Annotated in this window: 20 protein-coding genes; 7 read left to right on the forward strand and 13 right to left on the reverse strand. The window is 63.0% G+C overall.

Annotated features, from left to right (window positions below; genetic code table 11):
- Window positions 1–35: 35 nt before the first annotated feature.
- A complete protein-coding gene (gene ychF, locus U4Y90_RS32160) occupies window positions 36–1,130 on the reverse strand; it encodes a redox-regulated ATPase YchF (protein ID WP_321800778.1) in 1,095 nt (364 codons plus the stop codon).
- 200 nt (window positions 1,131–1,330) lie between these two features.
- Between ychF and U4Y90_RS32165 the strand changes: the two genes are divergently transcribed.
- From U4Y90_RS32165 to U4Y90_RS32180, 4 genes are all read left to right on the forward strand, one after another.
- A complete protein-coding gene (locus tag U4Y90_RS32165) occupies window positions 1,331–2,503 on the forward strand; it encodes a UbiH/UbiF family hydroxylase (RefSeq protein WP_321800780.1) in 1,173 nt (390 codons plus the stop codon).
- Between the two features lie 50 nt (window positions 2,504–2,553).
- Window positions 2,554–3,285, forward strand: coding sequence for a DsbC family protein (locus U4Y90_RS32170; RefSeq protein WP_321800781.1), 732 nt, complete (start codon window positions 2,554–2,556; stop codon window positions 3,283–3,285).
- Between the two features lie 149 nt (window positions 3,286–3,434).
- On the forward strand, window positions 3,435–5,255 hold the full coding sequence (locus U4Y90_RS32175; protein ID WP_321800782.1) for a M61 family metallopeptidase: 1,821 nt from the start codon (window positions 3,435–3,437) through the stop codon (window positions 5,253–5,255).
- 141 nt (window positions 5,256–5,396) lie between these two features.
- The gene (locus U4Y90_RS32180; protein ID WP_321800783.1) at window positions 5,397–5,993 is read left to right on the forward strand and encodes an FMN-dependent NADH-azoreductase; all 597 of its coding nucleotides are present in this window, start codon (window positions 5,397–5,399) and stop codon (window positions 5,991–5,993) included.
- A gap of 57 nt (window positions 5,994–6,050) precedes the next feature.
- On the opposite strand, the gene U4Y90_RS32185 is transcribed toward U4Y90_RS32180, so the two are convergent.
- The 8 genes from U4Y90_RS32185 to rpe all read right to left on the reverse strand — a co-directional run bounded on the left by U4Y90_RS32185 (window position 6,051) and on the right by rpe (window position 13,232).
- Window positions 6,051–6,833 (reverse strand): uracil-DNA glycosylase, encoded by a 783-nt coding sequence (locus tag U4Y90_RS32185; protein WP_321800785.1) that lies wholly within the window; start codon window positions 6,831–6,833, stop codon window positions 6,051–6,053.
- 2 nt (window positions 6,834–6,835) lie between these two features.
- On the reverse strand, window positions 6,836–7,483 hold the full coding sequence (locus U4Y90_RS32190; protein WP_321800787.1) for a CYTH domain-containing protein: 648 nt from the start codon (window positions 7,481–7,483) through the stop codon (window positions 6,836–6,838).
- A gap of 19 nt (window positions 7,484–7,502) precedes the next feature.
- Window positions 7,503–8,288, reverse strand: coding sequence for an indole-3-glycerol phosphate synthase TrpC (gene trpC, locus U4Y90_RS32195; RefSeq protein ID WP_321800789.1), 786 nt, complete (start codon window positions 8,286–8,288; stop codon window positions 7,503–7,505).
- Between the two features lie 11 nt (window positions 8,289–8,299).
- Window positions 8,300–9,331 carry an anthranilate phosphoribosyltransferase gene (gene trpD / locus U4Y90_RS32200; RefSeq protein WP_321800791.1) on the reverse strand — a complete coding sequence of 344 codons (1,032 nt, stop codon included), beginning with the start codon at window positions 9,329–9,331 and terminating at the stop codon, window positions 8,300–8,302.
- A gap of 4 nt (window positions 9,332–9,335) precedes the next feature.
- Window positions 9,336–9,920 carry an aminodeoxychorismate/anthranilate synthase component II gene (locus U4Y90_RS32205; RefSeq protein ID WP_321800793.1) on the reverse strand — a complete coding sequence of 195 codons (585 nt, stop codon included), beginning with the start codon at window positions 9,918–9,920 and terminating at the stop codon, window positions 9,336–9,338.
- Window positions 9,921–9,932: 12 nt separating this feature from the next.
- Window positions 9,933–11,429: an anthranilate synthase component I gene (gene trpE, locus U4Y90_RS32210; RefSeq protein WP_321800795.1), complete on the reverse strand. Its 1,497-nt coding sequence runs from the start codon at window positions 11,427–11,429 to the stop codon at window positions 9,933–9,935.
- Between the two features lie 370 nt (window positions 11,430–11,799).
- On the reverse strand, window positions 11,800–12,540 hold the full coding sequence (locus U4Y90_RS32215; RefSeq protein WP_321800797.1) for a phosphoglycolate phosphatase: 741 nt from the start codon (window positions 12,538–12,540) through the stop codon (window positions 11,800–11,802).
- Complete coding sequence (rpe, locus tag U4Y90_RS32220; RefSeq protein ID WP_321800799.1) at window positions 12,537–13,232, reverse strand: ribulose-phosphate 3-epimerase; 696 nt, start codon at window positions 13,230–13,232, stop codon at window positions 12,537–12,539. Before rpe ends, U4Y90_RS32215 begins: the two co-directional genes overlap by 4 nt.
- A gap of 220 nt (window positions 13,233–13,452) precedes the next feature.
- Here rpe and apaG point away from each other — a divergent pair, with 220 nt between their 5' ends.
- Window positions 13,453–13,827 carry a Co2+/Mg2+ efflux protein ApaG gene (gene apaG, locus U4Y90_RS32225; protein WP_321800800.1) on the forward strand — a complete coding sequence of 125 codons (375 nt, stop codon included), beginning with the start codon at window positions 13,453–13,455 and terminating at the stop codon, window positions 13,825–13,827.
- A 97-nt stretch (window positions 13,828–13,924) separates the two neighbouring features.
- Entirely contained in the window at window positions 13,925–15,166 is a 1,242-nt protein-coding gene (locus tag U4Y90_RS32230; RefSeq protein WP_321800802.1) for a murein transglycosylase A, read from the forward strand.
- Between the two features lie 65 nt (window positions 15,167–15,231).
- Here U4Y90_RS32230 and paaK read toward each other — a convergent pair whose 3' ends face one another.
- The 4 genes from paaK to paaN form a co-directional block, all read right to left on the reverse strand.
- Window positions 15,232–16,536, reverse strand: a complete 1,305-nt coding sequence (paaK, locus tag U4Y90_RS32235) for a phenylacetate--CoA ligase PaaK (protein ID WP_321800804.1) — start codon at window positions 16,534–16,536, stop codon at window positions 15,232–15,234.
- A 73-nt stretch (window positions 16,537–16,609) separates the two neighbouring features.
- Window positions 16,610–16,996 carry a hydroxyphenylacetyl-CoA thioesterase PaaI gene (paaI, locus tag U4Y90_RS32240; protein ID WP_321800815.1) on the reverse strand — a complete coding sequence of 129 codons (387 nt, stop codon included), beginning with the start codon at window positions 16,994–16,996 and terminating at the stop codon, window positions 16,610–16,612.
- Between the two features lie 64 nt (window positions 16,997–17,060).
- Entirely contained in the window at window positions 17,061–17,852 is a 792-nt protein-coding gene (gene paaG / locus U4Y90_RS32245) for a 2-(1,2-epoxy-1,2-dihydrophenyl)acetyl-CoA isomerase PaaG (RefSeq protein WP_321800806.1), read from the reverse strand.
- A gap of 158 nt (window positions 17,853–18,010) precedes the next feature.
- Window positions 18,011–19,720, reverse strand: a complete 1,710-nt coding sequence (gene paaN, locus U4Y90_RS32250; RefSeq protein WP_321800808.1) for a phenylacetic acid degradation protein PaaN — start codon at window positions 19,718–19,720, stop codon at window positions 18,011–18,013.
- 137 nt (window positions 19,721–19,857) lie between these two features.
- Between paaN and U4Y90_RS32255 the strand changes: the two genes are divergently transcribed.
- A complete protein-coding gene (locus U4Y90_RS32255) occupies window positions 19,858–20,634 on the forward strand; it encodes an enoyl-CoA hydratase (RefSeq protein ID WP_321800810.1) in 777 nt (258 codons plus the stop codon).
- Window positions 20,635–20,670 lie beyond the last annotated feature (36 nt).

Genomic DNA, 20,670 nt, shown 5'->3' on the forward strand with positions numbered 1-20,670 from the left:
CTTTGCGAGGCAAGCATTGTGACAGTTCTTGACGCTTACACATTAAACAAGAAGTTCATGACATCCCCGTCATGCACCACATATTCCTTCCCTTCCGCCCGCATCTTGCCCGCTTCCTTCGCCCCTTGCTCGCCCTTATACGCGATGTAGTCATCGAACGAGATAGTCTGAGCGCGAATGAACCCGCGCTCGAAATCGGTGTGAATCGCGCCCGCGGCCTGAGGCGCCGTATCGCCGATATGAATCGTCCATGCGCGCACTTCCTTCACGCCCGCCGTGAAATACGTCTGCAAACCGAGCAGCTTGAACCCCGCGCGAATCACGCGATTCAACCCCGGCTCGTCCATGCCCATGTCGGCGAGGAATTCCAGCTTGTCGGCATCGTCGAGATCGGCGATTTCCGCTTCGATCGCCGCGCACACCGCCACCACCGGCGCATTTTCCGCTTCCGCGTGCTTGCGCACCGCGTCGAGGTACGGATTGTTCTCGAAGCCGTCGTCCTTCACGTTCGCGACGTACATCGTTGGCTTCGACGTGATCAGGCAGAACGGCTTGATAAGCAGCAGTTCTTCTTCGGTAAGCGACAGCCCGCGCACCGGCTTCGCCTGATCGAGCTGCGCGCGCACCTTTTCCAGCACGGCGACGAGCTTGATTGCTTCCTTGTCGTTGCCCGACTTCGCCGCCTTCGAATAACGCGCTTGCGCCTTCTCGACCGTCGCCAGATCGGCGAGCGCGAGTTCAGTGTTGATGACTTCGATATCCGCGATCGGGTCGATCTTGCCCGCGACGTGGATCACGTTTTCGTCCTCGAAGCAGCGCACGACGTGCGTGATCGCGTCTGTTTCGCGGATATTCGCGAGGAACTGATTGCCCAGACCTTCACCCTTCGACGCGCCCGCGACGAGCCCCGCGATATCGACGAATTCGACCACCGCCGGCAGGATGCGCTCAGGCTTCACGATTTCCGCGAGCGCATTCAGGCGTGCGTCCGGTACCTCGACCACGCCGACGTTCGGCTCGATCGTGCAGAACGGATAGTTCTCGGCGGCGATGCCCGCCTTGGTCAAAGCATTGAAAAGTGTGGACTTGCCGACGTTGGGCAAGCCGACGATGCCGCATTGGAGGCTCATGGGATCCTTCGAACTGGTGAGACGGCGCGGGCCGCGCGGGTTTCGTCAAAAATGGTGCGCAATGAGCGGGCGAGAACCGCCCGCCACGCTGCGGCCGCATCCGGCGGCCGGGCAAACCGCTATTGTACCGCCGCGCCGTCGCGCACAAGCGCCGCCCTCGGCGGCCAAACCCGTTCGAACCCCACGGCTATAATGCCCGCATGACTTCGCATCCCCTCAAATTTCACGCAGTCGTGGTCGGCGGCGGGCTCGTCGGCAAGACCGCGGCGCTCGCGCTCGCGCAATCCGGACTGCGCACGGCGCTCATCGCGTCGCGCGCAGCCGGCCTGCCGCCGGGCGCAGCGTTCGATTCGCGCATCTACGCGTTGTCGTCGAGTTCGCAGGCGCTGCTGGAACGGCTGCGCGTCTGGCAGGCGCTCGATCGCGCGCGTCTCGGTCCGGTGTTCGACATGCGCGTTTTCGGCGATGCGCAAGCGGAACTGCACTTTTCAGCCTTTCAGGCGTCGGTGCCGCAGCTCGCGTGGATCGTGGAATCGTCGCTGATCGAGCAATCGCTCGATGCCGCGTTGCGCTTTTCGCCGAGTCTCTCTTGGTTCGAATCGCGCGCGCAGGGCATGACGGTCGAGGCCGACGCCGCGCACGTCGCGCTCGCGAGCGGCGAAATGCTGGAAACCGATTTGATCGTCGGCGCGGATGGCGCGCATTCGTGGGTGCGTGCGCAGATGGGCGCGAAGATGGAGCGGCGCGATTATCGGCAGACTGGCGTCGTCGCCAATTTCAAGGTCGAAAAGCCGCACGGCGAAACGGCGTATCAATGGTTCCGGAATACCGAAATCATCGCGCTGCTGCCGCTGCCGGGCGATCACGTGTCGCTCGTGTGGTCCGCGCGCACCGAACACGCCGACGAACTGCTCGCGCTCGATCCCGCGCAACTCTCCGCCCAAGTCGAACAGGCGACGCAAAACCAGCTCGGCACGCTCGATTGCGTGACGCCCGCGCAGGGCTTTCCGCTCGGGTTGCAAACCGTCGACCGGCTGATCGCGCCGCGTGTCGCGCTCGTCGGCGATGCCGCGCATCTGATTCATCCGCTCGCGGGGCAGGGCATGAACCTCGGCTTGCGCGACGTGGCCGCGCTCGCGGATGTCATCGCGAACAAGGAGTCGTTCCGCGATCTCGGCGATCCGATCCTCCTTCGCCGTTACGAACGCGCGCGCCGCGAAGACATTCAGAAGCTCATGTTCGCGACCGATGGCCTGCAGCGGCTCTTCGCCGTGCCGGGCACGCTCGCGCGCGCGGTCCGCAACACCGGCATGGCGTTCGTCGGCGCGCAACCGCTCATCAAGCGCTGGCTCGTCTCGGCGGCGCTCGGCTGAAACAATCTCAATTTCTCGGGCGCGATGCCGCGCGACATACAGGAAACCGCATGAAAACCACTCTTCGCATTGCCCTCGCGACGGCCGCGGCGCTCGCCATGACGCTCGGCATCGGCTGTTCGGCGCAGGCCGACCAGACCACCGACAAGATCAAGTCGGCGCTCGAATCGCGCATGGGCGACGCCACCATCAAGAGCATCGAGAAGACGCCCATTCCCGGGCTCTACGAGGTGAATCTCGGCTCGCAAATCGTCTATAGCGACGCGAGCGGCAACTACGTGCTGATCGGCGATCTCGTCGATACCCGCAACAGCAAGAATCTCACCGAGGCGCGGCTCTCGGAAACCAACAAGATCGACTTCGCGAAACTGCCGTTCGAGAACGCGGTGAAGGTCGTGAAGGGCAACGGCAGCCGCAAGATCGCCGTGTTTTCCGACCCGAACTGCCCGTATTGCAAGCAACTCGAATCGACGTTGAAATCGATCGACAACGTGACGGTCTACACCTTCCTGTACCCGGTGCTTTCGCCCGATTCGACGGCCAAGTCGAAGTCGATCTGGTGTTCGCAGAATCGCGCGAACGCGTGGGAAGGCTGGATGCTCGACCGCAAGGCGCCGACCATGGCGGCATCGTGCGACACGACCGCCATCGACAAGAATCTGAAGCTCGGCCGGTCGATGAACGTCACCGGCACGCCGACCGTATTCCTCGCCGATGGCCGGCGTCTGCCGGGCGCCGTGCCCGCCGACCGGCTCGAAAAGGAATTGTCCGCCGCGCACTGAGCGCGAAACGAAACGAGGAAGGGAGGCGCATCATGCGCCTCCAGTGTTTTTACGGCCCTGCTTTTGCGAAAGCACAGCGTAAGCAGCAAGGCGCCGGGCGCGCCCATTCACGATGATGGCGCGCCCAGAACAAGAACAAGGACATCGAGATGACTACGCTCACGCAGACGGCGCAGCCCGTGCGCTACCGCATCGTTCCCAAGAATCCCGCCGCGCATCTCTTCGAAGTGACGCTGAGCGTCGCCGAGCCCGATCCGGCCGGCCAGCGCTTCATGCTGCCGGTCTGGATTCCGGGCAGCTACATGATCCGCGAGTTCGCGCGCAACATCGTGACGCTTCAGGCGTTCAACGCGACGGGCCGCAAGATCGCCATCGAAAAAGTCGACAAGCACGCGTGGCAGGCCGCACCGGCCGAGGGCCCGATCACGCTGCGCTACGAGGTCTACGCGTGGGACATGTCGGTGCGGGCCGCGCATCTCGACGACACCGTCGGCTTCTTCAACGGCACGAGCACGTTCCTCGCGGTGGAAGGGCAATCGGGCGCGCCGTGCATCGTCGATATCGAACCGCCGCAGGGCGGCGCGTATCGCAACTGGCGCGTCGCGACGGCGCTCACCGAGGCGCGCGGCACGAAGCGCTACGGCTTCGGCACCTATGAAGCGGCGAACTACGACGAACTCGTCGATCATCCCGTCACGCTCGGCGAGTTCGCGCTCGGCAGCTTCAGCGCGCACGGCGTGAAGCACGATATTGTGATCTCGGGGCGCGTCGTCAATCTCGACATGAACCGGCTCGCCGCGGATCTGAAGCGCGTCTGCGAAGCGCAGATCGCGCTCTTCGAACCGCGCACGAAGAAAGCGCCGGTCGATCGCTACGTGTTCATGACCGTCGCCGTCAGCGATGGTTACGGCGGGCTGGAGCATCGCGGATCGACGGCGCTGATCTGCAATCGCACGGATCTTCCGGTGCAGGGCCGCCCGGAAACCACCGAGGGCTACCGAGCCTATCTCGGCCTGTGCAGCCACGAGTACTTCCATACGTGGAACGTGAAGCGCATCAAGCCGGCGGTATTCGCGCCGTACGATCTGTCGCAGGAGAACTACACGACGCTGCTGTGGCTGTTCGAAGGCTTCACGTCCTACTACGACGATCTGATGCTCGTGCGCAGCGGCCTCATTTCGGCGGGCGACTACTTCAGCCTGCTCGGAAAGACGATAGGCGGCGTGCTGCGGGGCACGGGGCGTCTCAAGCAATCGGTCGCGCAGAGTTCGTTCGATGCCTGGGTGAAGTACTACCGCGCCGACGAGAACGCGCCGAACGCGATCGTCAGCTACTACCAGAAGGGCTCGCTCGTCGCGCTGGCGTTCGATCTGTCGATTCGCGCGCAGACCGATAACCGCAAATCGCTCGACGACGTGATGCGTCTGCTGTGGCAGCGCTACGGCCGCGACTTCTACAACGGCAGGCCGCGCGGCATCCGGGAGGAAGACGTGGAGGCGCTCTTCGCCGAAGCGACCGGCGCGGACCTGCGCTCGCTATTCCGCGACGGCGTGCGCGGCACGCGCGATCTGCCGCTCGACGCGCTGTTCGAGCCGTTCGGCATTGCGCTCGCGCCCGATTTGCCTGGCAACGGCGCGTCGGTGAAACCGTCGCTCGGCGCGCGCGTGCGCGGCGGCGCGGATTGCACGCTTGCGGTCGTCCACGAAGGCAGCGCGGCGCAGAAGGCGGGATTGTCGGCGGGCGACGTGCTCGTCGCGATCGACGGGCTGCGCGTCACCGGCTCGAATCTCGACGCGCTGCTGTCGCGCTATCTGCCGGGCGCGAAAGTCGAAGTCCACGCGTTCCGCCGCGACGAGCTGCGCCGCACCGAGGTGAAGCTCGACGGGCCGGAGGTCGCGCGCTATCTGCTCACGGCGATCGACGGACGCGGCCCGTCGAAACAATGGCGCGAGCGCTGGCTGAAAGGCTGAATCCGGAAAGTGTGGCGGATTGTTCTACCGATGCAACGATCCGTCACGACTGCACGGCTTTTTCCCGAGCGTCGAAATGCGAAGAATGCTTACCTAACGGACGCCGAGGGCGCCCGAACTCCACAGAGATAGGAAGCCATCATGACGACGATTCTGCAAATCAACTCCGCCGCCCGTTCGCAAGGCGCTCAATCCACGCTGCTCGCCGACGAACTGACCGCAAAACTGCAACAAAGCAACCCGGGCGCGAAGGTGGTCGTGCGCAATCTGCTGGGCGACGCCCTGCCGCACCTCGACGACGCCACGCTCGGCGCGTTCTTCACGCCCGCCGAGCAACGCACCGCGGAACAGGCCGCCATCAACGCGAAGAGCGAAGCGCTGATCGCCGAACTGCAAGCGGCGGACATCGTCGTGATCGCTGCGCCGCTGTACAACTTCGGTATTTCGTCGCAACTGAAGACGTATTTCGACTGGATCGCGCGTGCGGGCATCACGTTCCGCTACACCGCGAACGGCCCGGAAGGTCTCGTGAAGGGCAAGAAGGTGCACGTGGTTTCGGCGCGCGGCGGAAAATACGCGGGCACGCCGAACGATTCGCAGACGCCGTTCCTCACGACGTTCCTCGGCTTCCTCGGCATGACCGACGTGAACTTCATCTACGCCGAAGGCCTGAACATGGGACCGGAAGCGGCTGGCGCGGCACTGGCGTCGGCGCGTGAGGCGATCGCCGCGGTTTAACGCGCTTCTGCTTCGAGAAAAAACCCCGCTGGAGTGAATTCAGCGGGGTTTTCGTTTTCAGGCGAGCAATTCCGGTTCGACGGGCAAGCGCCAGTCGATCGGCTCGCGCCCGTGCTTCGTCAGATATTCGTTCGCGAGCGCGAAATGCCCGCAGCCGAAGAATCCGCGATACGCGGACAGCGGCGACGGATGCGCCGCCTCCAGCACGCAATGCGACTTCCCCGTGCCTTCGATCAAACCGCGCTTTGCCTGCGCGTGCGCGCCCCATAGCATGAACACGAGCCCGTCGTGACGCTGCGCCATTTCGTGGATCAGCGTGTCCGTGCATTGTTCCCAGCCGCGTTTGGCGTGACTTCCGGCTTTGTCGCGCTCGACCGTCAACGATGTGTTCAGCAACAGCACGCCTTGCTTCGCCCACGAATCGAGACAACCGTGCGCTGGCGCGGAAAAACCGAGGCTCGCGTGAATTTCCTTGAAGATGTTGCGCAACGACGGCGGCGGGCGCACCGGCGCGGGCACTGAGAACGCGAGGCCGTGCGCTTGCGGCGCGCCCTTGTCCTCGCCGTGATACGGGTCTTGCCCGAGGATGACGACCTTCACATCGCCCGGGCTCGTGAGACGCAACGCGCGGAAGACATCGGCGGGATAGACCGTTTTGCCGGCGGCGCGCTCGGCGTCGACGAACATGCACAGCGCCGCATAATGCTTGCCGTCGATGAACGGCTTCAGATGGCGGCGCCAGTCGGCGGGCAATGCGTCGAACTGGCTTTCGAGCGTCGTGAGATTCGACGACGCACTCACGGATTCGTTATCCGCAAAGAGGGAAGGCTGTTGGCTCATGCTCAGGCGTTGCGGGTTTTACTGTCGGACTGTTCGCGCAGGAGATAGCCGCGCTGGGCTTTGCTCAGATCCTCGGGCACGATTTCGGGAAACGCGCCGCGCAATTCCGCCGCGAGCATCGAAAGTGCGCTTTCCTCGCCGGATTTCAGCTCCAGCTCCAGCTCGCTGATGTCCGCGCGACGCATTTTCCCGTCGACGTCCGCCGTGATCTTGCCGAGGTCGAGCGCGACTTCGATTTGCGAACCCTCGCGCTCGATGTCCCACACGATGCGCCGGAAGTCGGTCTTGAAGAGCGCGATCAGATCCGGCGCGGCGCGTTCCAGCGCTTCGCGTGCGGCGTCGTCGTCGCAGGCGGAGATCAGTGCGTCGATTTCGAGCGCTTCGCCTTTCACCGGCAATTCCCACTCGTGCCGGTTGCTCAAACCGGCGACCGATTTTCCGAGCGTCTTGAAGGTTTGCAGCCATTGCTCCGGCGTGCGGCGCAGGCGCAGCGCCGACTTCGCCTTCGCGAGCGCGCAGTCCGGCGTGTCGAAGTAGACGTTGGCAAGCTCGATCGGCGTGCCCGCGCCGGTGCGCTCGTCGAAAAAGCGCGCCATGTCGTCGTGTTGCGACGGCGCAAGCGCAAGTTTCAGTTCCCGTTCGATGCCCATGCGGCTCCTGTCGATGAAATCAGAAGAACATGCGCGCGAGTTCCGCGCCGGGGTCGTCGGCGCGCATGAACGCTTCGCCGACGAGGAACGTGTGCACGCGCATCGCGCGCAGCCGGTCGACATCGACGCGCGACAGAATTCCCGATTCCGTCACGACGATGCGATCATCCGGCACCGATTCCAGCATGCCGATGGTGGTGTCGATCGTCGTCTCGAACGTGCGCAGATTGCGGTTGTTGATGCCGATGAGCGGCGTTTTCAGGGTGAGCGCGTCGCGCAATTCATCGGCATCGTGCACTTCGACCAGCACCGCGAGCCCGAGCGAGTGCGCGTAGGCTTCGAGATCCTGCATATGCGAAAGCTCGAGCGCGGCGGCGATCAGCAGAATGCAGTCCGCGCCCATCGCCCGCGCTTCGATGATCTGGTACGGATCGATGATGAAGTCCTTGCGCAGCACCGGCAGGCTGCACGCGGCGCGCGCTTCCTGCAGATAGGCGACGCTGCCTTTGAAGAACTGCACATCGGTGAGCACGGAAAGGCACGCGGCGCCGCCTTTTTCGTACGAACGCGCGATGTCGGCAGGCACGAAGTTCTCGCGCAGCACGCCTTTCGACGGACTCGCCTTCTTCACTTCGGCGATCACTGCCGCCTGACTTGCCGCGTGCTTCGCGCGCAATGCGCCGACGAAATCGCGCAGGTCGCGCGAACCGGCTTCGAGCTTCAGCTCTTCGAGCGGCGCGCTTTGTTCGGCCGCGCGGATTTCCTCGCGCTTGACCGCGATGATGCGATCCAGAATGTCACTCATATCGGCTTCCGTTATTTCTTTGCGAATTGCTGCGTGAACTGCACGAGCGTCTCGATCTTTTCGCGCGCCGCGCCGCTTTCGATTGCTTCGCGCGCGGCGGCCATTCCGGTTTCGATCGAATCGACGACATCCGCGGCATAAAGCGCGGTTCCCGCATTCAATGTGACGATCTCGCGCGCGACGCCCGCCTTGTTGTTCAGCGCGCCGAGCAGCATCGCCTTCGATTCCTGCGCGTCCTGCACTTTCAACGAGCGATTCGACACCATCTGCAGGCCGAAATCCTCCGGATGAATTTCGTACTCGGTCACTTCGCCGTTCTTCAACTCGCCGACTTTCGTCGCGGCGCCGAGCGACACTTCGTCCATCCCGTCCTTGCCGTACACCACGAGCACGTGTTTCGCGCCGAGACGCTGCATCACGCGCACCTGAATGCCCACGAGATCTTCGTGAAACACGCCCTGAAGCTGGTTCGGGGCGCCGGCCGGATTTGTCAGCGGCCCGAGAATGTTGAAGATGGTCCGCACGCCGAGCTCGCGGCGCACGGGCGCGATGTTCTTCATCGCCGGATGATGGTTCGGCGCGAACATGAAGCCCATGCCGGTTTCGGCAATCGACGCGGCCACTTGTTCCGGTGTCAGATCGATATTCACGCCGAGCGCCTCGAGCACGTCCGCGCTGCCGGATTTGCTCGACACGCCGCGGTTGCCGTGCTTCGCGACCTTCGCGCCCGCCGCGGCCGCGACGAACATCGACGCAGTGGAGATGTTGAACGTATGCGAGCCGTCGCCGCCCGTGCCGACGATGTCGACGAAATGCGAGTTGTCCTCGACTTCGACGTGATTGGCGAATTCGCGCATTACAGTTGCGGCGGCGGTGATCTCGCCGATGGTTTCCTTCTTCACGCGCAAGCCGGTGATGATCGCGGCGGCCATGACGGGCGACATCTCGCCGCGCATGATCTGGCGCATCAGATGCAGCATCTCGTCGTGGAAGATTTCGCGGTGCTCGATCGTGCGCTGCAGCGCTTCTTGTGCAGTAATCATGTCGTCAGGCCCGCCTGCCGGTCGTGGAGTTTTTCACGAAGTTTTCGAGCAGCGCGTGGCCGTGCTCGGAAAGAATCGATTCCGGATGGAACTGCACGCCTTCCACCTCCAGTTCCTTGTGACGCACGCCCATGATTTCGCCGTCGGGCGTCCATGCGGACACTTCGAGACAGTCGGGCAGAGACTCGCGCTCGATTGCCAGCGAGTGATAGCGCGTCACGTTGAAGTGTTTGGGTAGATCGGCGAACACACCTTTACAGTCGGTTTCGATTTGACTCACCTTCCCGTGCATGATGGTCTGCGCGCGCACGACCCGCCCGCCGAACGCCTCGCCGATCGCCTGATGGCCGAGGCATACGCCGAGAATAGGCAGCTTGCCGGAGAATTCGCGCAGCACGTCGAGCGTGATGCCGGCGTGTTGCGGATTGCTCGGTCCCGGTGAAAGGCAAATCCGCGCGGGGTTGAGCTTCGCGATCTCGTCGAGCGTGATTTCGTCGTTGCGGTACGTCCGCACGTCTTCGCCGAGTTCGCCGAAGTACTGGACCAGGTTGTAGGTGAAGGAATCGTAGTTGTCGATCATCAGCAGCATGGTCTTGTCTCCTCAGAAGTCGCTGTCGAGGCCGTCTTGCACTTGCTCGGCGGCGCGCAGCACGGCGCGCGCCTTGTTCTCCGTTTCCTGCCATTCGGATTCGGGTACCGAATCGGCGACGACCCCCGCTGCTGCCTGAACGTAGAGATTGCCCTTGTGGATGAGGCCGGTGCGGATTGCGATGGCCAGATCCATTTCGCCGCTGAAGGAGAGATAGCCGACTGCGCCGCCGTACAAACCGCGCTTGATCGGCTCCAGTTCGTCGATGAGTTCCATCGCGCGCACTTTCGGCGCGCCCGACAGCGTGCCGGCGGGGAACGTGGCGCGCAGCACGTCGAAGTTGTTCATGTCTTCCTTGAGCTTGCCTTCGACCGAACTCACGATGTGCTGCACGTGCGAGTATTTTTCGATGACCAGCTTGTCCGTCACGGCGACGGAACCAGTCTGCGCGATGCGGCCGACATCGTTGCGCGCGAGGTCGATCAGCATCACGTGCTCGGCGACTTCCTTCGGATCGTTCAGCAATTCGGTGGCGAGTTCGGCGTCGCGCTCGGGCGTGTTGCCGCGCGGACGCGTGCCGGCGAGCGGACGAATCGTCACGATGCGATCGTCGGCGCGTTTTTCCTGACGCACGAGAATTTCCGGCGACGCGCCGACCACATGCACTTCGCCGCCGAAGTTGTAGTAATACATGTAGGGCGACGGATTCAGCGAACGCAGCGCGCGATACAGCGAGAGCGGATTGTCGCGGAACGGCTTGATGAGGCGTTGGCCGACCTGCACCTGCATCAGCTCGCCTGCCGCGATATATTCCTTAGCGCGCCGCACGGCGTTCAGATAGTCGTCCTTCTTGAACTCGCGGAAGGTTTCGGTGCGCACGCTCGCGGACGTCACCGGCGGCTGAACCGTCACGCGCAGACGCGCGCGCAACTCACGCAGACGATGCTTCGCCTTTGCATACGCTTCGGGTTTTGTCGGATCGGCGTAGACGATCAGATAGAGCTTGCCCGCGAGATTGTCGATGACCGCGACTTCTTCCGTCAGCAGTAGTTGAATGTCGGGGAGATTGAGATCGTCGGGCGGTGCGCTGTGTGCGAGCTTTTTCTCGATATAGCGTACCGCGTCATAACCGAAGTAGCCCGCGAGACCACCGCAGAAACGCGGCAGGCCCGGACGCGTTGCGACCTTGAAACGCTTCTGATATCGCTCGATGAACGCGAGCGGATCGCCGTCATGCGTCTCCACGACGTTGCCGTCGGTCACGACTTGCGTCTTGCCGTTCTGCACGCTCACGGTCGTGCGGGCAGGAAGACCGATGAACGAGTAGCGGCCGAAACGCTCGCCACCGACGACGGATTCCAGCAGGAATGAGTTCGCACCGCTGCGCTCGGTTTGCGCGAGCTTGAGATAGAGCGAGAGTGGCGTTTCGAGGTCGGCGAGGGCTTCGGCGATGAGCGGAATGCGGTTGTAGCCTTCGTTCGCCAGCGATTGGAATTCGAGTTCGGTCATGTTGCGATCCTTGAGCGACGCGCGCTTTCCGGGTGGCGCGGCATCGGGGAGTGCGGGGCGCTGCGGTCGGTCGAATCCCGTGATGATCGCATACGACGGCCCCGCCGCTTCGAATTACCGAAGCGGAAAGGGCGATTCGCGCGGCACGAACGACGCGTGCCTGAGCGAGACTCGATACGACGAATTCAACGGAAACGGCGCGGGAGCGCGCAGCGAAACAAAAAACGGATGCTGAAGCGGGTGAAGCGAAATGCGGCAAGGCTTCAGCGGACCTCGAGCGAGGTTAGCGCGACCAGCGACGCCAGGGCCAGGCTCCCCGGTCGATGCTGCTCAGACTCCGTTTTCTGTTGAGAAACATGAATGGATGGACTTATTCAGTCAGTGTGGTATCCGGCGGCGCCAAGGTGGCGGCAATCGCCAGTGCTGCGGTGCGCAGCGAGGAAACTATACCATCGGATTTCACGGACTGTACAGGATTCCCATGGTTGTAACCGTACGGGACGGTCAAGGTCGCGAGACCGGCTGCGCGGCCCGCGAGCGCATCGTTTTCCGAGTCGCCGACCGCCACGGCCTCACGTGGCAAGACGTCCAGTCGTTCGCATGCGGTGAGCATCGGCAGCGGATCGGGCTTCTTCGCGGGCAGGGAATCGCCGCCGAGAATCACCTTGAAGAAATCCGCGATGCCGAAGTGCGCGAGCAACTCAACAGCGAACCGATGCGGCTTGTTGGTCACGCACGCGAGCGCGACGCCGCTTTCACGCATCGCTTCGAGGCCTTCCTTCACCTCCGGGAAGAGCGTCGAATGCTTGCCGTTGACCTTCGCGTATTCGCTTTGGTAGATCGCGAGCGCGTCGTCGAATTGCGCAATCGCTTGCGATGGCGACAGGCGTACCGCGAGCACGCTGCGAATCAGATTTTCCGAACCCTTGCCGACATAGCCCGTGACTTCGTCGCGCGTGACCGGTTGCTCAATGGCGATGCGTGCGAGCATCGCGTTCAGTGCCGCGACAAAATCGTCCGCGGTGTCGACCATCGTGCCGTCGAGATCGATGATGGCCGCACGGATCGGGCGGTTCACGAAAGGCGACGGCGCCGCTGCTATCTCACTCATGCTTTCGCTCCCGATTCCGCCTTCGCCAGTTCCGCGCGCATCGCGTCGATGACCGCTTTATAGTCGGGCTTGCCGAAAATGGCCGAGCCCGCGACGAACGAATCCGCGCCGGCGGCAGCGATTTCCGCGATGTTGTCGACCTTCACGCCGCCGTCGACTTCGAGGTGAATCTCACGGCCGGTGCGATCGCGATACGCATTGATGCGCGCGCGCGCCTCGCGCAGTTTGTTGAGCGCCTCGGGAATGAACGACTGTCCGCCGAACCCCGGATTCACCGACATGATCAGCACGAGATCGACTTTGTCCATCACGTGATCGAGGTAGTTCAGCGGCGTCGCCGGATTGAACACGAGGCCCGCCTTGCAGCCGTGATCGCGGATCAGCGACAGGGTGCGGTCGATATGATCCGAACCTTCCGGATGGAAACTGATCACATTGGCGCCGGCTTTCGCGAAATCGGGCACGATGCGGTCGACCGGCCGCACCATCAGATGCACGTCGATGGGCACGTCCACGTGCGGGCGGATGGCTTCGCACACCATCGGCCCGATCGTCAGGTTCGGCACGTAGTGGTTGTCCATGACGTCGAAGTGGATCCAGTCGGCGCCGGCGGCGACGACATTGCGGACTTCCTCGCCGAGGCGGGAAAAGTCGGCAGAAAGGATGCTGGGAGCGATGTGGAATTGCGCCATGGACGTATGCGGGTAGCGGCCGAAAGTCGTGATTTTAACCCGCGTTTTCCTTCGAGTCCTTCGTCCGAATGGCCAATGGATTACGCACCGATGTGGCGCAATGGCGCCAATCGTGTTGCGGGCGTCGCGCGCATCAAGCAGAATGCCAGACCAATAGTGGCGCGCCCGCGCGGCCGTGTCTGGCGCCGCAGCGGCCGATCGATCTGGAAATGGAACAACGATGAGCCAGTACGAATTCAGCGTTTCCGTGCAGACGCGTTATTTGCCGGAGCAGTCCGACCCGGATAGCCGACAGTACGCATTCGCCTACACGCTGACGATTCGCAACACAGGCCAGGTCGCGGCGCAGTTGATTTCGCGGCACTGGATCATCACCGACAGCAACGATCACGTGCAGGAAGTGAAGGGGCTCGGCGTCGTCGGGCATCAACCGCTTCTGCCACCGGGCGAGCAGTTCGAATACACGAGCTGGGCGGTGATCGCGACGCCGGTCGGCACGATGCGCGGCGAGTATTTCTGCGTGGCGGAAGACGGCGAGCGTTTCGAGGCGCCCGTAGCGGAATTCGCGTTGCATATGCCGCGCACGCTGCACTGAGCGAAAACCGGCAGCAAGCGGCGCAAATCAGCGCCGTTTCGCCGGATCGTTCGAACGATTTTGGTTTTTCTTCTTGCCCGATGCCGTCCATACGACGATGAAGATCAGCAAGGCGAGCGCCACGAGCGACTCGAGCGCAAAAATAAGCATTGGATATTCGTCGAACAGATCAGACATGGCGGTTCCCATCAAGAACGAGCATTGTATGCGTTTCGTGCGGCAGACCGCGCGAGCAGCGGCCTGGGCCGCATCGATTGCAACGGCTGTCCTCGTCGCCTCGTGCGGAGGCGGAAATTATGTGAAACCGGGACCGAACACGGCAACCGGCACGCCGATCGTTCCCGGACAGCGCGCTGCGTCGCGCCTGACGGCGGTGAGCTGGCAGCAGGTGCCGGGCTGGCAGGACGATTCGCTGATCGGCGCGACCGCGGCGCTGCGGCAGAACTGCAGCCGGCTCGCGCGGCAGGCCAACTGGCAGAAAGCGTGCGCGGCGGCGGTGCGGCTCGACGACCTCGACATGTCGGCGGCGCGCAGCTTCTTCGAAACCTATTTCACGCCGTTCCAGCTCGCCAACACCGACGGAACGCTCGATGGTCTCGTGACCGGCTACTACGAGCCGCTGCTGCGCGGTTCGCGTACGCGTCACGGGGTGTATCAATACGCGCTGTATCGCTGGCCGTACCGTTACAAACCGGGTTCCGCGCTGCCTGCGCGCGCGCAGCTCGAACGTTCGGGCGTGCTGAACGGTAACGAACTCGTGTGGGTCGACGACCCGATCGAAGCGTTTTTCCTGCAAGTACAGGGTTCCGGGCGCGTCGTCATGGAAGACGGCGGCGTGATGCGCGTCGGCTTCGGTGGCACGAACAACCAACCGTACCGGTCGATCGGCAAGGAACTGCTCGATCGCGGCGAACTCACGCCCGCGCAGGCGACGATGCAAGGCATCAAGGCATGGGCGAAGGCGAACCCGGCGCGTGTCGACGCGCTGCTCGATGTGAATCCGCGCTTCGTTTTCTTCCGCGAAATGCCCGCGAACGAAACGATGCCCGCGAGTCTGGGCGATGGGCCCGTCGGTGCGCTCGGCGTGCCGTTGACGCCGGAACGTTCGATCGCCGTCGATCCCTCGGCGATTCCGCTCGGGACGCCAGTGTTCCTTCAGACGACGCGTCCGCTCAGCAATCAGCCGATGAACCGGCTCGTGTTCGCCCAGGACACCGGTTCGGCGATCAAGGGCGGCGTGCGTGCGGATTACTTCTGGGGGCTCGGCGACGATGCAGGCGATCTCGCCGGGCGCATGAAGCAGGGCGGCCGGATGTGGCTGTTGATGCCCAACTCCTGATTTGCGCGGTTTTCTCCTCGGTCTACAAAAGCTCGCGGCCACTGAGGCTCGCGAGCTTTTTTGCATCATGACGCCATGTTGCGCCGGTCGATCACGCGCCGCGCCTTGCCGACCGAACGTTCGATGCCGTTCACGGCAAGCACGTTCACCACGGCGCTCACGCCGATCAACGCCTTGATGTCGTAAGCGAGCGCGGACTTTGCGCTTTCGAGCGCGGCGGCGTCCGGCGCCGATTCCGGGCAGGGCTCCACATTCAGCGTGAGCACGTCGAGCGGGCCTTCCTTGGTGAGCACGATCTGATAGTGCGGCGCGAGCACCGGACGCTTCAGCAGCAACTCTTCGATCTGCGTCGGGAAGACATTGACGCCGCGCACGATCATCATGTCGTCGGAGCGGCCGGTGATCTTTTCCATGCGCCGCATCGTGCGGGCGGTGCCGGGCAAAAGACGCGTCAGATCCCGCGTGCGATAGCGAATGATTGGCAGCGCTTCTTTCGTGAGCGACGTGAACACGAGTTCACCGAATTCTCCGTCGGGCAATACTTCACCCGTTTCCGGATCGATGATTTCGGGATAGAAGTGGTCTTCCCAGATCGTCGGGCCGTCCTTGGTCTCCGCGCATTCCGATGCCACCCCAGGCCCCATCACTTCCGAGAGTCCGTAGATGTCGACGGCGTCGATACCCATGCGCGTTTCGATCGCGCGGCGCATGTCGTTCGTCCACGGCTCCGCGCCGAAAATGCCGATGCGCAGCGAGCAGCTTGCCGGATCGATGCCCTGGCGCTCGAGCTCATCGGCGATCGAAAGCATATAGCTCGGCGTCACCATGATGATGTCCGGCCGAAAGTCCTGGATCAGTTGCACTTGCTTCTCGGTCTGGCCGCCGCCGAAAGGAATCACGGTCAGTCCTGCCCGCTCCGCGCCGTAGTGCGCGCCGAGTCCCCCAGTGAAGAGTCCGTAGCCGTAGCTCACGTGAACCTTGTCGCCGCGCCTCGCGCCGGCCGCTCGAATCGAACGCGCGACGAGGTTCGCCCAGTTATCCAGATCCTGTGCCGTATAGCCGACCACGGTGGGCTTGCCCGTCGTGCCCGATGAGGCGTGAATGCGCGAAATGCGCTCCTGAGGCACGGCGAACATGCCGAACGGATAGTTGTCGCGCAGATCCTTTTTGGTCGTGAACGGAAAGCGCGCGAGATCGGCGAGCGAAGTCACTTCATCCGGATGGACGCCGGCTTCGTCGAATTTGCGCCGATATACCGGGGAATTTTCGTACGCGTGTTTGAGCGACCATTTGAGGCGCTCCAGTTGCAGCGCCGCGAGTTCGTCGCGGCTCGCCTTCTCGATCGGATCGAGCGGCAGCGAGGTGGTCATTGCTGTCTCCTTGATGCTGACTACGCGGCTCGGCTTTTTCTTTGCGCCGAGTCCTTTCTATGAATGAATCCCGTCACGCGGGGATCACGGTGCCTCTGATCTGAGCCGACTTGCCGCGGAACATCGCGACCGGCTCGCCTTCCCGGTTCGTCACGCGGATATCGTAGATGCCCGTGCGGCCGCTCAGGGTTTGCTCGATCGCTTCGGCGGTCAGTCGATCGCCGCCTTGCACGGGGCGTAGAAACTCGATTGAGCAGCCCGCCGCGACCGTGCTGATGTTGTACGAGTTGCAGGCGAACGCGAACGCGGAATCGGCCAGCGTGAACATCAGGCCGCCGTGGCAAATCGCATGGCCGTTGAGAAAATCCGGGCGCACGTCCATTTCCAGCCGCGCATAGCCGGGCCGAACTTCGATCAGCTCGATGCCGAGCGCGCGCGTGCAAGCGTCCGATTCGTACATGGCCTTGGCTGTGGCTTCCGCGAGTTGTTGTGGCGTCACAAATCTCTCCAGATTAGTTCGGTTGTCACAGACCTTCGAAGTGCGGCGCGCGCTTCTCCTTGAACGCGGCGACACCCTCGATGTAGTCGTGTGACGCACCCAGTTCGCGCTGCAGATCGCGTTCGAGATCGAGTTGCTGGTCGAAGGTCTTGTTTGCGCTCGCGCGGATCGCTTGCTTGATCGCGACGACCGCGCGCGCCGGCTGCTGCGCCAGTTGGGCGGCCAGTTGCGCGGCTGTTTGTTGCAACTCGGCATCCTCGACGACGCGCCAGACAATGCCCCAGGCCTCCGCCTTTTCGGCGCTGAGCTTTTCACCCGTCAACGCAAGGCCGAGCGCACGCGCTTCACCGACGCGACGCGGCAAGAGCCATGTGCCACCTGAATCAGGCACGAGGCCGATCTTCACGAATGCCTGAATGAAGCTGGCCGAGCGCGCCGCGACGACGAGGTCGCACGCCATCGCGAGATTGGCGCCTGCGCCCGCAGCCGTGCCGTTCACGGCGGCAATGACCGGTATCGGCATGGCCTGAAGTCTGCGCACGAGAGGATTGAAGTATTCATCGACGAGCGCGCCGAGGTCCGACATCGAGCCCGGCGTGAAATCCAGGTCCGCGAGGTCCTGTCCCGCGCAAAATCCGCGGCCCGCGCCGGTAATGACGAGCGCGCGGGCATTGGACGCCTCGATTTCAGCCAGTGCCTGATTCAGCTCGCGATGCATTTCGCGCGTGAAGCTGTTCAGTTTGTCGGGACGGTTGAGCGTCAATGTCGCGACGCGTGTCTCGACGTCGACCTGAAACAACACGGACTTCTCTGTCATTGCTTTTCCTCTGATAGCCGATCCTCGGCCACGACGGTTGTTTGACGGCTTTCCTTACATGCCGATACTAGCCGCGCGGCCGCCGGCTTTCCATTAGGCCGAATGGCATAAGCCGTTTGAACGGCGATTCGGCCTCAGAACTTTTTGTGTCGATCGGCTTATGCCGTTTGGCCAGCTTCCGCAGGCGCCGCCTTCGGTGCAACATGGACCCGGCTTTGCACCACACGGAAGCGGTTCGCGACGAAGGCCGCATCCGAAAGCGCGGCATTGGCCGCAGGGTTGGCGCCCGTGCCGTGAAAGTCCGAGAACGCAGCCGTCTGATTGACGAAGACACCGCCGGTGAGATTGATCGAGAGCGCGACGCCGCCTTCGATTGCTGCTTCGTGCGCGGCTTCGATTACCTTGTCGTCGGTGCTGTAGACCGAGAACGTCAACGCGCCGTGCGTGCGCGCGATCGAGCCGGCGAGCTCCAGCGAATGCGCGGTCGAGTCGGTTGCGACGACGAACGAAATCGGACCGAACCATTCCTTGGTGAACTTGCCTTCGTCGGTGCGCGCGTCGAGTTTGAGCATCAGCGGGGTGTGAACCCGTGCATCGGGGAACGCCGGGTGCGCGAGGGACTGACTGTCGAGCAGGACGTTGCCGAGTTCGCGCGCTTCGGCGACGCGGCTCACGACGCCGTCGTTCTGAATCGCGCCCGTGAACTCGACGGCGCGGGCCGGATCGGACGCAAGCTTTTCGACGGCGCTCGCGAGCGCCTTCGCGACGTCGTCAAAGCTCAATTGACCGTCGGCGGTGCGGATGCCATCGCGCGGCACGTAGATGTTCTGCGGCGCCGTGCACATCTGGCCGGAATAGAGGGCGAGCGAAAAGGCGATGTTGCGCGCGACGGCCTTCATGTCATCCACGGAATCGATCACGATCTGGTTGACGCCCGCCTTTTCCGTGTACACCTGCGCCTGATGCGCGTTGCGCTCGAGCCAGGTGCCGTTTTGCGTGCTGCCCGTGAAATCGATCAGCTTGATTTCCGGACGCACGGCGAGTTCCTGGACCAAGGCGCCGTCGTTGGGTTCGGTGGCCAGCAGCGTGACGAGGTTCGGATCGAAGCCCGCTTCACGAAGCACTTCACGTGCGATACGCACGGTGATCGCGAGCGGCAGGATCGCGCCGGGGTGCGGTTTGACGATGACGGCATTGCCGGTCGCGAGATCGGCGAACATTCCCGGATAGCCGTTCCAGGTCGGGAACGTGCAGCAGCCGAGCACGAGGCCCGTGCCGCGCGGGACGATGGAGAAACGCTTTTGCATCGCCAGCGGCGGATTTTTGCCTTGCGGCTTTTCCCAATGGGCATCGGCGGGAATGCGGCGCAATTGATCCCACGCATAGACGACTGCTTCGAGCGCCCGGTCTTGCGCGTGCGGACCACCGGCCTGGAACGCCATCATGAACGCCTGGCCGGTCGTATGCATGACGCTGTAGGCGATCTCGAAGCTGGCGCGATTCAGCCGCGACAGGATTTCGAGGCTTACGCCGACCCATGCCCGCGGGCCAGCCGCGCGCCAGCCGGATTGTGCCTTGGCTGCCGCCTGGATCAGCGCGTCGGGATCGGCTTTCGGATAGCGGATGTCGAGCGCGACGCCGAACGGCGAGCGCTCGCTCCCGACCGTTTCGCCCGTCGAAGGCTGATCGAGTTCGAAGGTCTTGCCGAAGTGGCCTTTGAACGCTGCCTCTCCGTCTGCGCTTGCGGTTTCCCCGTACACTTTGGGGCTCGGCATTTCGGCGAACGGGCTCCAGTAGCCGCGTGTTTCGATGGCTGCGAGCGCTTTGTCGAGCGTCGATTCGTGCTTCGTGAATAGCGGATGTGTCATGGTCGCGAGAAGAAAACGAGGGAAAGGTATCGGGTCGAATAATTAACCGACCGGTTGGTTGGTGATGGTAGCATTATCGAGATGCTGTGACGACGTCTTTTCATTAGGGCTTACCAGAGGATCCCAAGGAGGAGTGAATGGCTTACGAGAATCTGCTGGTCGAAACGCGTGGTCGGGTAGGGTTGATCACGCTCAACCGACCGAAAGCGCTGAACGCGCTGAACGATGCGCTGATGGACGAACTGGGGGCCGCGCTCAAGGCGTTCGACGCCGATGAAGACATCGGTGCAATCGTGCTGACGGGCAGCGAGAAGGCGTTCGCCGCTGGCGCCGATATCGGCATGATGGCCAGCTATTCCTATATGGATGTCTACAAGGGCGACTACATCACCCGCAACTGGGAGACGATCCGCACGATTCGCAAGCCGATCATTGCTGCAGTCGCCGGTTTTGCGCTCGGGGGTGGCTGCGAGCTCGCGATGATGTGCGACATTGTCATCGCCGCCGATACGGCCAGGTTCGGTCAGCCGGAGATCAAGCTGGGCGTGATTCCCGGTGCCGGCGGCACGCAGCGCTTGCCGCGCGCCGTTTCGAAGGCCAAGGCGATGGACCTGTGCCTGACTGCGCGCATGATGGATGCGGGCGAGGCCGAGCGTGCGGGACTGGTGTCGCGCGTCGTTGGGGCGGATCGTCTTCTCGATGAGGCTGTCGAGGCCGCGACGATCATCGCCGGCTTCTCGCTGCCTGCGGTGATGATGGCCAAGGAGGCGGTCAACCGCGCGTACGAAACGACTCTTGCTGAAGGCGTGCATTTCGAGAGACGGCTGTTCCATTCGCTATTCGCCACGGACGATCAGAAAGAGGGAATGGCGGCATTCGTCGAGAAACGTAAGCCGGTTTTCAAGCATCGATGACCTAGTTCGTGAAAGCACTTGCGCTTCTTGATCCCA

This window comes from Caballeronia sp. J97, from assembly GCF_905220305.1.
Taxonomy (GTDB): domain Bacteria; phylum Pseudomonadota; class Gammaproteobacteria; order Burkholderiales; family Burkholderiaceae; genus Caballeronia.

Bases quoted from the DNA above. Each gene is read 5' to 3' on its own strand.
- U4Y90_RS32255 (WP_321800810.1), top strand. From the start codon at position 19,858: ATGGCTTACGAGAATCTGCTGGTCGAAACGCGTGGTCGGGTAGGGTTG.
- trpD (WP_321800791.1), bottom strand. From the start codon at position 9,331: ATGATTACTGCACAAGAAGCGCTGCAGCGCACGATCGAGCACCGCGAA.
- U4Y90_RS32180 (WP_321800783.1), top strand. From the start codon at position 5,397: ATGACGACGATTCTGCAAATCAACTCCGCCGCCCGTTCGCAAGGCGCT.
- paaN (WP_321800808.1), bottom strand. From the start codon at position 19,720: ATGACACATCCGCTATTCACGAAGCACGAATCGACGCTCGACAAAGCG.
- U4Y90_RS32165 (WP_321800780.1), top strand. From the start codon at position 1,331: ATGACTTCGCATCCCCTCAAATTTCACGCAGTCGTGGTCGGCGGCGGG.
- trpC (WP_321800789.1), bottom strand. From the start codon at position 8,288: ATGAGTGACATTCTGGATCGCATCATCGCGGTCAAGCGCGAGGAAATC.
- U4Y90_RS32175 (WP_321800782.1), top strand. From the start codon at position 3,435: ATGACTACGCTCACGCAGACGGCGCAGCCCGTGCGCTACCGCATCGTT.
- U4Y90_RS32205 (WP_321800793.1), bottom strand. From the start codon at position 9,920: ATGCTGCTGATGATCGACAACTACGATTCCTTCACCTACAACCTGGTC.
- U4Y90_RS32215 (WP_321800797.1), bottom strand. From the start codon at position 12,540: ATGAGTGAGATAGCAGCGGCGCCGTCGCCTTTCGTGAACCGCCCGATC.
- trpE (WP_321800795.1), bottom strand. From the start codon at position 11,429: ATGACCGAACTCGAATTCCAATCGCTGGCGAACGAAGGCTACAACCGC.
- rpe (WP_321800799.1), bottom strand. From the start codon at position 13,232: ATGGCGCAATTCCACATCGCTCCCAGCATCCTTTCTGCCGACTTTTCC.
- ychF (WP_321800778.1), bottom strand. From the start codon at position 1,130: ATGAGCCTCCAATGCGGCATCGTCGGCTTGCCCAACGTCGGCAAGTCC.
- paaK (WP_321800804.1), bottom strand. From the start codon at position 16,536: ATGACCACCTCGCTGCCGCTCGATCCGATCGAGAAGGCGAGCCGCGAC.
- U4Y90_RS32230 (WP_321800802.1), top strand. From the start codon at position 13,925: ATGAAGATCAGCAAGGCGAGCGCCACGAGCGACTCGAGCGCAAAAATA.
- apaG (WP_321800800.1), top strand. From the start codon at position 13,453: ATGAGCCAGTACGAATTCAGCGTTTCCGTGCAGACGCGTTATTTGCCG.
- paaI (WP_321800815.1), bottom strand. From the start codon at position 16,996: ATGTACGAATCGGACGCTTGCACGCGCGCGCTCGGCATCGAGCTGATC.
- U4Y90_RS32185 (WP_321800785.1), bottom strand. From the start codon at position 6,833: ATGAGCCAACAGCCTTCCCTCTTTGCGGATAACGAATCCGTGAGTGCG.
- U4Y90_RS32170 (WP_321800781.1), top strand. From the start codon at position 2,554: ATGAAAACCACTCTTCGCATTGCCCTCGCGACGGCCGCGGCGCTCGCC.
- U4Y90_RS32190 (WP_321800787.1), bottom strand. From the start codon at position 7,483: ATGGGCATCGAACGGGAACTGAAACTTGCGCTTGCGCCGTCGCAACAC.
- paaG (WP_321800806.1), bottom strand. From the start codon at position 17,852: ATGACAGAGAAGTCCGTGTTGTTTCAGGTCGACGTCGAGACACGCGTC.